This window comes from Bacillus sp. K2I17 (assembly GCF_002209985.1).
Classification (GTDB): domain Bacteria; phylum Bacillota; class Bacilli; order Bacillales; family Bacillaceae_G; genus Bacillus_A; species Bacillus_A wiedmannii.
Genome location: NZ_NJGF01000041.1, coordinates 24,216 through 36,975, shown reverse-complemented (window position 1 = coordinate 36,975; position 12,760 = coordinate 24,216). Strand labels below are relative to the sequence as shown.

Annotated in this window: 11 protein-coding genes, 1 pseudogene and 1 other annotated feature; of the genes and pseudogenes, 6 read left to right on the top strand and 6 right to left on the bottom strand. The window is 38.1% G+C overall.

Translation table 11 applies throughout. The annotated features are described in order from the left end of the window. From CER22_RS26740 to CER22_RS26720, 5 genes are all read left to right on the top strand, one after another. On the top strand, positions 1-1,651 hold a 1,651-nt coding region (locus tag CER22_RS26740; protein WP_088610058.1), incomplete at its 5' end, for a spore germination protein. Between the two features lie 16 nt (positions 1,652-1,667). Next, positions 1,668-2,768: a spore germination protein gene (locus CER22_RS26735; protein WP_088610057.1), complete on the top strand. Its 1,101-nt coding sequence runs from the start codon at positions 1,668-1,670 to the stop codon at positions 2,766-2,768. Then, complete coding sequence (locus CER22_RS26730; RefSeq protein ID WP_088610056.1) at positions 2,738-3,823, top strand: Ger(x)C family spore germination protein; 1,086 nt, start codon at positions 2,738-2,740, stop codon at positions 3,821-3,823. The genes CER22_RS26735 and CER22_RS26730 overlap by 31 nt, the downstream gene beginning before the upstream one ends. A gap of 90 nt (positions 3,824-3,913) precedes the next feature. Continuing rightward, complete coding sequence (locus CER22_RS26725) at positions 3,914-4,099, top strand: hypothetical protein (RefSeq protein WP_001982745.1); 186 nt, start codon at positions 3,914-3,916, stop codon at positions 4,097-4,099. 189 nt (positions 4,100-4,288) lie between these two features. After that, positions 4,289-4,711 carry a hypothetical protein gene (locus CER22_RS26720; protein WP_000180547.1) on the top strand — a complete coding sequence of 141 codons (423 nt, stop codon included), beginning with the start codon at positions 4,289-4,291 and terminating at the stop codon, positions 4,709-4,711. 44 nt (positions 4,712-4,755) lie between these two features. Here the strand turns inward: CER22_RS26720 and CER22_RS26715 are convergent, their stop codons facing one another. After that, positions 4,756-5,763, bottom strand: a complete 1,008-nt coding sequence (locus CER22_RS26715) for a hypothetical protein (protein WP_088610055.1) — start codon at positions 5,761-5,763, stop codon at positions 4,756-4,758. 95 nt (positions 5,764-5,858) lie between these two features. On the opposite strand from CER22_RS26715, the pseudogene CER22_RS33855 reads away from it, so the two are divergent. Next, positions 5,859-5,939 (top strand): annotated as a pseudogene (locus CER22_RS33855) (GNAT family N-acetyltransferase); the annotation flags it as partial. A gap of 25 nt (positions 5,940-5,964) precedes the next feature. Here CER22_RS33855 and leuS read toward each other — a convergent pair. The 5 genes from leuS to CER22_RS26685 form a co-directional block, all read right to left on the bottom strand. Then, positions 5,965-8,373, bottom strand: a complete 2,409-nt coding sequence (leuS, locus tag CER22_RS26705) for a leucine--tRNA ligase (protein ID WP_088610053.1) — start codon at positions 8,371-8,373, stop codon at positions 5,965-5,967. A 65-nt stretch (positions 8,374-8,438) separates the two neighbouring features. After that, positions 8,439-8,658: a binding site (T-box leader), on the bottom strand. A 188-nt stretch (positions 8,659-8,846) separates the two neighbouring features. Further along, positions 8,847-10,040, bottom strand: a complete 1,194-nt coding sequence (locus tag CER22_RS26700) for an MDR family MFS transporter (RefSeq protein ID WP_060486684.1) — start codon at positions 10,038-10,040, stop codon at positions 8,847-8,849. A 278-nt stretch (positions 10,041-10,318) separates the two neighbouring features. Then, positions 10,319-11,542, bottom strand: coding sequence for a cation:proton antiporter (locus CER22_RS26695; protein WP_088610052.1), 1,224 nt, complete (start codon positions 11,540-11,542; stop codon positions 10,319-10,321). A gap of 3 nt (positions 11,543-11,545) precedes the next feature. Further along, positions 11,546-12,043, bottom strand: a complete 498-nt coding sequence (locus CER22_RS26690) for a cation:proton antiporter regulatory subunit (RefSeq protein ID WP_001026048.1) — start codon at positions 12,041-12,043, stop codon at positions 11,546-11,548. Positions 12,044-12,084: 41 nt separating this feature from the next. After that, positions 12,085-12,651, bottom strand: coding sequence for a tyrosine-type recombinase/integrase (locus CER22_RS26685; protein WP_088610051.1), 567 nt, complete (start codon positions 12,649-12,651; stop codon positions 12,085-12,087). Positions 12,652-12,760: the final 109 nt, after the last annotated feature.

The window sequence follows — 12,760 nt, the reverse complement described above, 5'->3', positions numbered from 1 at the left end:
TAAACAAAACGAATCGAATCAGAATCAACAACAAAACTCTAAACAAAACGAATCGAATCAGAATCAGCAGCAAAATTCTAAACAAGACAACTCGAATCAGAATCAACAACAACATTCTAAACAAGGTAACTCGGATCAAGATCAGCAGCAAAACTCTGGAAATAATAGTATTTATGATTTTACGAAACCAGAAAAAGACCGGATTCACTCTCTACAAGATTTAATAGAGAAACTCAAAAAATCTAGCGATTTTGTTAATTATCACACATCTGATGATGAAACGATGCCTTATTGGATTTCTTACTATCGCCCTTCGCTTGATGGAGAGAAATTACAAAAGTATTTAATGCCTACTCTTTTAGAACGACCTAACGCTTCACTAGAAGAGCTAAAAGAACATATTCCAATGAGCGGTATTACAATTACGAACGATTTACAAAAAATTGAGGACATGGTGTTAAAGGGACATGCGATTATTCAATTGAATCAGCAAGACCAAAAGTGTATGCTTGCAAACATTGCAATTGATACGTATCGGGCACCAAGCCCTCCTTTAAACGAATCGACTGTTATCGGTCCTCAAGAAGGTTTCGTAGAGGATATTGATACAAATATTAATTTAGTTCGAAAACGTCTTCCTGTTTTAGATTTACAAACAAAAGAAATGATTGTCGGCGAGTTTTCCAAAACAAAAGTTGTCATGATGTATTTAGATAACCTCGCTGAAAAAGATAATGTAGATTTTCTCGAGGAGTCATTACGTGCTCTTGAATATGATCAAATTAATGATAGTGCTTACATACAAGAACTAATGGGTGAGAAGTCGATTTTCCCTCTCTATATCAATACAGAACGTACTGATAGAGTTACAAAAGCACTAATTGATGGAAAAATTGCTATTTTTGTGGATGGTTCTCCAAGTGTTCTACTAACACCTGTATCCTATTTCGATTTTTTCATTTCACCAGAAGACTATAATGTCTCTTGGATGTACGCTACATTTTCAAGGATTTTAAGATTAATTGCCGTTCTATTTTCAATTTGCGCTACACCGTTATACGTTGCAGTTTTAAATTATCATTATGAACTTATTCCAAGTGATTTACTTGAAACTTTGATTTTATCAAGGGCACAAGTACCATTCCCACCTTTAATTGAAGCACTCTTTTTAGAACTTGCAATCGACTTATTGAGAGAAGCTGGCGCGAGGTTACCAATGAAAGTTGGTCAAACACTCGGGATTGTAGGCGGTATCGTAATTGGGCAAGCATCTGTACAAGCTGGTTTAACGAGTAATATTTTATTAATTATCGTTGCCTTATCAGCACTCGCTTCCTTTATTACACCTATTTATAAAATGGGTAATGCAGTTCGATTACTACGCTTTCCATTTCTTATGTTTGCAGAAATAGGCGGATTGTTCGGGATTTCCCTTGGATTTATCTTCTTATTTACTCATCTATTCAGGCTTACTTCCTTACGTAAGCCGTACGCTTTGTTTTATCCGACGAGACAACAGTCGGTTAAGGACTCTTGGATTCGTTTTCCTTTAACGATGATTGATACAAGGGATGTACAAGCGAGGCCACAACATGTAAAAAAATCAGCAAAAGGAATTTCAACAAAACATAGATCAGACTTTGATGATTAAGGAACGAGGTGCATCGATGAGTAAAGTTCAAGAAAAATATCAAATATCTCCTGTCTTTGTCTTCTTCTTAATTCACGGTGCACAGTTTGGAGCTGGCGTTCTCGGCTTCGCTCGAATTATTGCCAAGGCCGCTGGATACGACGGCTGGATGGGTGTTCTAATCACAGGACTCTGTATCCACCTCCTTATATGGATGATGTATTTTTTATTAAAAGAAACAAACGGAAATTTAATCGACTTACATCGGCAAACATTTGGAAAGTGGCTAGGGAACGGCGTTAACATCATCTTTGCTGCTTATTTTTTAATCGTTAGTATTTCCGTCATTCGAACATACGTTGAAATTATTCAAGTGTGGATGTTTCCTACCGCTTCCACCTTTATGTTAACACTCTTTTTATGCTTAGTTAGCTATTACATTATCTCTTCTGGATTTCGTGTAATTACCGGTATTTGCGTCATCTCTGTTGGTGGTACATTAGGATATTTATTTCTAAGCTTATTCGTTTTGAAATATTCACATTGGGATAATTTACTACCTATATTCACACATTCTTTTTCAGACATTTTAAAATCCGCTCAACTGTCAATCTACAGTATGACCGGTTTTGAGATTTACCTCATGGTGTATCCATTTGTGAAAAAGCCTATGCAATCTCATAAATACGCTCAGCTTGGAGCACTATTTTCAAATCTTCTATATTTATTTAGCACCCTTTTAGCCTTTGCATTTTTTAGTGAAAAACAATTGTTAAAAACAATATGGGCCCAACTTTCTATGACCCAAGTCATTCAATTACCATTTATAGAAAGGCTAGAATATATTGCAATTTCAGCTTATGCCCTCGTTATTATTACAAGTTTTATTCTACCTTTGTGGGCGGCAACGAGAGCAACTCACGAAATATTCCGTGTAAAACAAAGAGGTGTTTTAATCGCTTTTATCTTTATCACTCTCATTGTTTCACAACTTTTAACAAACAGACACGATATTAATAACTTTATTAGTAATGCATCAAAGGTTAGTTTCTGGGTCATTTATGTATACATCCCAATCCTATTTATTATTGTGTGGGTGAAAAGAAAATGGAAAAAATCAAAAGCACAAGCAAATTAATACTTATTTCTTGTATAACATTCTTCAGTCTAATTGGATGTTTACAAAAAAATATTATCGATGATGTACAACTTATTCAAGGAACCGTTTTTGATACAGCAAAGGATAATAAAGTAAAAGTAACATTCGTTTGTCCCATTCAAAAAAAAGGAAATAAAGTTCAAGTTTTTGAAGGCACCGCAAATGCGGTAAAACAAGTAAAAGCAGACACATCTTTAGAGTCTTCTCAACCATTTGCTAGCGGACAAATGCGCGTTGCACTATATACTATAAGACTTGCCAAAAAAGGAATGTCTACTTCATTTGATACATTACTTCGAGATGTGAATATAGGGAACGCTTTATATGTTGCTTTACTTGAAGGTAATGGTACTGAACTTTTAAAAGGGAAATATACGACTTCATACAACGTTGCAATTTATATAAAAAAATTGTTAGAGCATAACATGGAAACTGGTCCTTTACCAACAGATAATCTGCATGTAGGAGCATTCCGTTATTATCAAGAAGGGAAAGACTACTATATTCCAATTTTAAAGAAACATGGTGATAAAATAAAAATCACCGGAATTGGTCTTTTTAAAAAGGACAAATACATCGGTAAAATTGCGGAAAAAGATATGTTCATATTTAAAGGACTATTAGAAAAACATAAATTAGATTCACATGAATTTAAAACCGATTCTGCGTACGTAATGATTAATAATATTCGTTCTGTTCCAACTTACGATATAAAGATTAAAAATGGAAAGCCTTCTTTCTTCATTCGCGTTCATCTTGAAGCGCGCATTCAAGAACTATCGAAACAAATTAACTTAGAAAATAACAAGAACTCAAAAAGCATTGAAAAAAATGTACAAAAACAATTAGATACACAAGCTGCTAAATTAATTAAGCAGTTTAAATCTTTAGGCGTCGATCCTCTCGGGCTAGGAGCTAAATATAAGCAACATTATCGCCCATTCAAATTAGAAGAGTGGAGACAAATGTACAAAGATGTCCCCGTCACTGTAAAATACACCGTAAATATTACAAATTCTGGTGTAATCGAATGAGAAATGATTGAACTCCTCTCTCCAGCATGATACAACGGAAAGAGGAGTTTTTATTTTAGATAGAGAGAGAAGATATTTACGGGGGAGCTTATGTCTAAAAAATTAGTAAAGCCTATTTTAAATGGTATTTTATTTCTCGGCGTCTTTTTATTTGCTCATACATACTTAAAAAATGTTTCCTTCACACGTTATTTACTTGTCGTTATTCCAATGTTGCTCGTTGGTATGTTTGGCATCGATCTTCTTTTATCCATTTTAATAAAAGAAGAAAAATAACGAGCAGGGCCGTCCCAAAAATATTCCGGGATGGCCTTCTTTTATTAATGGGCTATGTTTTGTCGTTTAGTCGATATAATCTTTCCCTACCTTAACTAAAAGATGAAACTTTTGAACAGTCCTTTTTCATTTCATAATCACCTTATGTTACAATGAGATTCGGCACAAAGCGAGAAAGGATGAAACAACATGACAAACGAAAAAGGTTTAGATAAAGGATACGAACTTGTTGCAAAAATGCATGAAGAGTTCGGACACCCTGTGACAAATACTCCAACGAAATTAACAGAAGAACGTGCAAAAATTCGTGCTAGCTTTATGCAAGAAGAGCTAGAAGAATTTCTAGAAGCAACGACTGTTGAAGATCAATATGATGCACTAATTGACCTTATTTACTTTGCATTCGGAACGTTTGCCGAAATGGGCGTACGTCCTGATAAAGGATTCGAAATTGTAAATAACGCAAACATGGCAAAACTATTCCCTGATGGAAAACCTCGATTCCGTGAAGGGGACGGCAAAATTCTAAAACCAGAAGGCTGGCAAGCACCAGAACCACAACTTCGTGCTGAAATCGAACGCCAGCGCCAAGAAGCTGAAAAAAACTGCTAGGATTTCCTAGCAGTTTTTTATTATGTCTTTTTTTCTGCAATTCATTAATGACCCACGTGTCCAGCGTGCCCTGCTGCTGCCCCTGCTCCTCCTGCTCCAATTCCACCTGTCCAAGGAGAAGATTGTTGCTGTTGATATTGTTGGTATTGTTGGTGCTGTTGGTGCTGTTGGTGCTGTTGGTGCTGTTGACCATGTTGGTGCTGTTGGTGCTGTTGACCATGTTGGCCTTGATGACCGTGTTGACCATGATGACCGTGTTGACCTTGATGACCGTGTTGGCCTTGGTGACCATGATGACCGTGCTGGCCTTGATGACCGTGTTGGCCTTGGTGACCATGATGACCGTGCTGGCCTTGATGCGTTTGATGCGTTTGATGCGTTTGATAAAGAACAGTCTGTGGATATATATGATGGTGTCCGTGGTGATGTACTTGTTGTTGATGGCCGTGTTGACCTTGGTGATGATGATGACCGTGCTGACCTTGTTGGCCTTGGTGATGATGGTGTCCATGATGACTATGTTGACCTTGATGGTGGTGATGTACATGATGACCGTGTTGGCCTTGATGGTGATGATGTCCATGATGACCGTGTTGACCTTGATGGTGGTGATGTACATGATGACCGTGTTGGCCTTGGTGATGGTGATGTACATGGTGTCCGTGAACACCTTGCGGATAACCACCTACTCCACCTGCTACAACACCTACTCCCGGTACCGGAAATCCTGTCTGCACTCCTCCAACGAAAGAAGGAAATGTAGTTGGTACTCCTACTGGAATTCCTGTCTGTACGCCAGCTACTGATGTCGGAAATCCTCCTGTTACTGTAGGCATTCCAGCCCCTGATGTCGAAAACCCTCCCATTAATGTAGGCATTCCAGTTTGCATGCCCGCTACCGATGTTGGAAATCCTCCTGCGCCTCCACCCATCCAGCTCGGAATTCCACCGTACCCTTGTTGGCCAGCTCCTCCCATTAACATCATTTGTGTATAACTGTCCGATTCGCCTCCGAAGAAGCCATGTGGTGCATTATTGTCCATCCCTTTCATTCCTTTCACCTCTTCTACTCAATTTAGCCTACCTTTTTTATCATATTTCCTATAGAAAAATAGGTGTTTGTCTGTATTGGAATTCCGCTCTTTTATTTGTACGTAGTGGAATAGTTGAAAATTCAGATGAAGGAGATCCTGAAATTATTTTCTACACCAAAAAGCTCAGAGCATAAATGCTCTGAGCTTTTCTTTCATTCATTAGTTTGCAACAACGTTAACAAGTTTTCCAGGAACTACAATTACTTTACGAACTGTTTTTCCTTCGATTTGGTCTTGAATTGCTTCAAGTGCAAGTTGTTCCATTTCTTCTTTTGATGCGTCTTTACTCATTGTTAGTTTTGCGCGAACTTTGCCCATAATTTGAACAACGATTTCAACTTCATCTTCTACAAGTTTAGCCTCATCAAATGTTGGCCAGCTTGCATATGTGATTGTTTCATTGTATCCAAGTTTGCTCCATAGTTCTTCCCCGATGTGAGGTGCAACTGGTGCAATCATTTTTACGAAACCTTCTACATATTCTTTCGGAAGTGTTTCAGCTTTATATGCATCGTTGATAAATACCATCATTTGAGAAATCGCTGTGTTGAAGCGAAGCTCTGCATAGTCTTCTGTTACTTTCTTCACTGTTTGGTGGTAAGCTTTTTCAAGCTCTTTATTTGGTGCATCAGTAATTTTCTCACTTAATTCACCATTATCTTGAATGAATAGACGCCATACGCGGTCTAGGAAACGACGAGCTCCGTCAAGACCATTTTCAGACCAAGCAATCGAAGCATCTAATGGTCCCATGAACATTTCGTATAGACGAAGTGTATCTGCACCATGGCTTGCTACGATATCATCAGGGTTTACAACGTTACCTTTTGATTTACTCATTTTCTCGTTGTTTTCACCTAGAATCATACCTTGGTTGAATAATTGTTGGAACGGCTCTTTCGTTGGAACTACACCGATATCGTATAATACTTTGTGCCAGAAACGAGCATATAGTAAATGAAGTACAGCGTGCTCCGCTCCACCGATATAAATATCAACTGGAAGCCATTGTTTTACTTTCTCAGGATCTACAAGTGCTTCGCTATTGTTTGGATCGATGTAACGTAGGTAATACCAGCAGCTACCAGCCCATTGTGGCATTGTGTTCGTTTCACGACGACCTTTTTTACCAGTTTCAGAATCAACAACGTTTACCCACTCTTCAATGTTAGCAAGTGGTGATTCACCTGTACCTGAAGGACGGATGTTTTCTGTTTTAGGAAGAACTAATGGTAATTCTTCTTCTTTCACAGCTGTCATTGTGCCATCTTCCCAGTGGATTACTGGAATTGGCTCACCCCAGTAACGTTGACGGCTGAATAACCAGTCACGTAGACGGTACGTTACTTTTTGATTTCCTGCGCTCGTTACTTCAAGCCATTCAATCATTTTTACGATTGCTTCTTCTTTATTTAAACCATCAAGGAATGCTGAGTTTACGTGCGCACCATCACCTGTGTATGCTTCTTTCGTAATGTCTCCGCCTTTTACAACTTCCTTCATTGGAAGATTGAACGTTGATGCGAATTCATAGTCACGCTCATCATGAGCGGGAACTGCCATTACAGCACCTGTTCCGTAAGTTGCAAGAACATAGTCAGCGATCCAGATTGGTAATTTCTCACCATTTACTGGGTTAACTGCGTAAGCACCAGTGAATACACCAGTTTTCTCTTTCGCAAGTTCTGTACGCTCTAGGTCACTCTTCATTTTAACAGAGTTAATGTAAGCTTCTACAGCTTCTTTTTGCTCTGCTGTTGTAATGTCAGCAACAAGCGCATGCTCTGGGGCAAGTACACAGTAGCTCGCACCAAATAGTGTATCAGGACGCGTTGTGAAAACTGTGAATTTCTCGTCTGTACCATCGATGTTGAAGTGTACTTCTGCACCTTCAGAACGACCAATCCAGTTACGTTGCATATCTTTTAAGCTTTCTGGCCAATCAAGCTCATCTAGATCTTCTAATAGACGATCTCCGTAAGCTGTAATTTTTAACATCCACTGTCTCATCGGACGACGCTCAACTGGATGTCCACCGCGCTCACTCTTACCGTCAATGATTTCTTCATTTGCAAGTACTGTACCAAGTGCTGGGCACCAGTTTACAGGTACTTCATCAACGTAAGCTAAACCTTTTTCAAATAGTTTTAGGAAGATCCATTGTGTCCACTTGTAGTAGTTTGGATCTGTTGTATTTACTTCACGATCCCAATCGTAAGAGAAGCCTAATGCTTTAATTTGATTACGGAACGTATTAATATTAAGCTCTGTAAATTCTGCCGGGCTGTTTCCAGTATCAAGTGCATATTGCTCTGCTGGAAGACCGAACGCATCCCATCCCATTGGATGAAGAACGTTATATCCTTGCATACGCTTCATACGAGATAAAATATCTGTCGCTGTATAACCTTCTGGATGTCCTACGTGTAGGCCTGCACCTGATGGATATGGGAACATATCTAGTGCATAAAATTTTGGTTTTTCTGTCTCATCTGGCGTACGGAATGTTTTATTCTCTTCCCAGTACCCTTGCCACTTCTTCTCAATATTTTGATGATTAAAGCTCATGAGATACCCTCCTTGAAATTCTATTTATTTTCACCGCCCAAAATACAAAAAACCTCTCATCCCTAGAAAGGGACGAGAGGTTATAGATTCCCGCGGTACCACCCTAAATTAATGTACAAATATACATTCGCTTAGATCCGTAACGTGGATTAACGGCAATTGCTACTACTAGTTTCACAACTGCAACTCAAAGGCGAGTTCATAACGAAACGTGGATTGACTTGCACCGACCGTCAACTCTCTAAACCAGCTTCTATTACTACTACTCCTTCTCACTGTTATTACAAATATAAGTTAATGTGAACTACCCACCACTTCGTATCTCTAAAGAGCTTACTTGAAGCTAAGGCTTCTCGGTTAATCGTTACTCTTAATAACTAACGAATTCGTCTTAGGACAGCCGAGCTATCTCCCTTGTTCCAAAGGTTGTTTTATTTAAATATATTCTAAAACATGTTACATGTTCCGTCAAACTAAACTGCAATTTTTTCTTCTACTGTTTCTTCTACTTTTACTCGTTTATCATACATGCTCGTTGCAATAATCGCTACTACAAGCATTACCATGATTGCTATAAACAATACTTCCATATTGTATAAATCAACAATTGCTCCGCCAACGACCGGTCCGAACATTTTCCCTACAGTCGCCGCGCTATTTACAACCCCTTGATAAAACCCTAACTTATCTTTTGGTGCAAGTATATTTGCAATGGTCGGAACTGCTGGCCATACGAATAACTCACCAATCGTTAACGTCACCATCGCAACGAGGAACATCGTAAATTGCTGCGCTTGACTTAACACAATAAATGACGCCGCAAAAATCACGATTCCAATCATAATTTGTTGTTTTAAAGAACGCTTCATCCAGCGAATTAACATACTAACAAGTGGCTGCGCACAAACAATCATCGCTCCGTTTATCGTCCATAATAAACTATAATGGCGGAGGCTAATATCTAATTCCCGCATATGAGTCGCAATCGCCCCTTGCCACTGTACATATGTAACCCAGCATAAAGCATATGCTACACATACGATAAGAAGTGCTTTGAATCCAGGTGTAAGTGTCCAGCCTTTTTTCGTTTCGACTTCTTTTTTCACTCCTGGCTCTTTCTTGTCTTCCATACCACGGAATCCAATAAAAGCAATTAAGAAGAAAACAAAGTACAAAACAAAATTGGCTAAGAAAATATAATCAAAACGGTAAGATGCAACTAAACCACCGCACGCTGTTCCGATCGCAATACCAACGTTTTGCCCAACATACATCGCATTAAATGCTCGTCTTCCGCCCTCTGGCCAAACCGTACCGACCATCGCATACATCGATGGGAAGACCATTCCAGAACCAAAGCCGATTAATGCTAGCCACACAACATATAACGGCCAACCGTGGAAGAACACAAGACCTAAAATCGATACGAGTGTAATAACAATCCCTACTAAAGTTGATTTATAACCGCCCCATTTATCAAATAAAACGCCGCCGAGCAAGTTTCCGATTACACCAGTAAGCGAGTTGATCATTAATACCATTCCGGCCACAGATAAAGATTTTCCTAGGTGATCATGCAAATAAATTGTATTAAAAGGCCATAAAAAAGAAGCACCCGTGACATTAATAATCATCCCAGCTACTAATAGCCATACTTTCCTTGGCATAGTCTCCCCTCCTATTCTATTTTTTTCGTTCATCTATAACAGTAAAATTGTAGTCGTTTTTAAATAGGAAGGCAACTGATTAATAGTTGATGAAATTCAGATAATGGTTTTTCGGTAAATGAAATTATATGAATTGTCACTTGAAAATATATCAGCGATTTGGGGAATATATCGGCGATTATTAAAATATATCGACTTACCGACAAAAAACGACATCAACAACAATATATAAAAAAGGAAGACTGCATAAAGTTCATGCAGTCTCCCCCTTATTTATACTATCCAACTTCTTTTTCTCGCTTCGCACGTTCTTTCGCACTCCATTTAAATATTTTATCTAGTAGAGAGTATATTCTCCCAGACTCCTTCGTTAATAACGGTCCTAACGATGCTAATATTAAAACGTACAGTGCAGAGAACGGTTTAATCGTTGCCATTAAACCACCCGCAATGCCGATATTGGCTACAATAATGGAGAACTCTCCGCGTGATACGAGGGTTAAACCGATATTCGTAGAAACCTTATGCGATAACCCGGCTTTACGTCCCGCCATCATTCCAGCTGTAAAATTACCGATGAGCGTAATGAAAACTGCTCCTAATGCCAACCACACTGCTCCTCCAAGTGAAAACGGATCTATACTTAAACCGAAACTGAAAAAGAATATGGCTCCAAAGAAGTCACGGAACGGAACGACGAGATGCTCAATCCGATCACTATGCTCTGTTTCAGAAAAGACGAGTCCTAACAATAATGCTCCAATTGCCTCAGCAACATGAATCGTTTCTGAAAATCCTGCTACAAAGAATAAAATGGCGAATATTACGATAATAAAAATTTCGTTTGACGAAATATCTAATACTTTATTTAGAAACGGCGTAGCTTTTCTAGCGATTACAAAGAATAGTAGCATATACCCTACCGCGATTAACACCGATGTAAGAGCACCTACAAATGATGTTGCACCACCGAGCACTAACCCTGACACGACTGATAAATATACAGCTAAAAAAATATCATCAAACATAATGATTCCTAATATTAATTCAGTCTCTTTATTACCAGATCTTCTTAAATCAACAATTACTTTTGCAACAATTGCACTCGATGAGATTGTAATGATTCCAGCAATAATTAATGTTTCTAATAAGGGGAAACCCATAACATATCCATAAAGTAAACCTAATATGAAATTAAGCGATATATGAACACTACCCCCAAAAGCAATCGACTTTCCTGATTTAATTAATTTTTTTATTGAGAATTCTAAACCTAAGTAGAATAAGAGGAATATGACGCCAACACGGCCGAGGAAGGAAATAACTTCTCCGCTTTCAATAAACCTTAAATCGATAAGTCCTAAATCTGGGGCATGAGGCCCCACTAACATACCGAGTATAATGAGAAACGGAATAATCGAGAACTTTAACTTCGCAGCGAGGATAGCTGCAAAAGCTACTAATACTAACGCAGTTCCAACTTCAAAGATTAAAGTATCCATCGATTAGGAATCACCTCCTGCTGAAAGCAATTCATTAATAATTCTTTTCACTTCATGTCTTTCACCCGATAATACGAGCATATCGCCAGCTTCAATAATAGAGTCTGGACCTGGATTAAAGAATTTCTTCATATTCTTTTTCAAAATAGCAATAATCGTTACGTTATATGTTTTTCTGACATGTAAGCTACCAATTGTTTGTTGTACTACTGGTGCATTATTCTCCACCTTAAACCATTCAATTGATAATCCTTCAAAAGCCATCTCAATTGTGTCTAGCGCTTGCGGCCTATATACCATTCCGCCTAATATAGCCGCAATTTGTCTCGCTTCAGAATCACGAAGAGAAATGCTTGAAATACTCTCATCATGATCCGCATCAAAATGATACATTTCTCTTCGGCCATCATCATGAATCACAATAACCATTTTTTCATTACCTTTTGTTATCACTTCAAATTTACATCCAATGCCAGGTAGTTCACTCTCTCTAATATTCATATTTTCCGCCTCCTAAAGTTTTTAGTTACGGCTCTTCCTTCTTACAAATCTACATCAATCTCTGTTTTAAACTTCTCATCTTTTGAGATTCCTAAATACTTGAGCGTTTCTGATGGAGTTGCGTGATGAAAATGCTTTTGCAATAGCGCAATCGCTATTCCTCTTTTGTACGCATGAAATCCAAATGTTTTTCGCATTGAATTCGTTCCAATCTTTCCAACAATCCCAACCGCTTCAGCTGCGCTATGGATAACACGATACGCTTGTTGGCGTGAGATTGAATTTGTCGTTTTATTAGATTGAAATACGTAGTTTTCTCTTTGAGCATCAATAGATTTTACATACTCTAAAAGGGCTTCTTTTACTTTTGTATTTAAATAAATATCTTGTTTAAATTTTTCATCTTTCACAGGAAGAGAATAGAAATCTTTAACAGTTCCATCTTCATTCAATACCTCTTCAAATTTCATACTAAGTAGTTCAGTGATCTTTAATCCAGTGTTAATTCCAATAACAAATAAAAGATAATCTCGCTGCGAATGCTCTTTTAAATACTTTTTCATAGCCTCAATTTGGCTTATATCTTTTAATGCCTCTACAACTTCCATACATGTATCTCCTCATCTTATGAACGGTAATTTTCTCATTATCCTGTCCATTTTACCTTATCATGCTATGAGATTTCCATGTATTATCCATTATTTTCACAATATACTC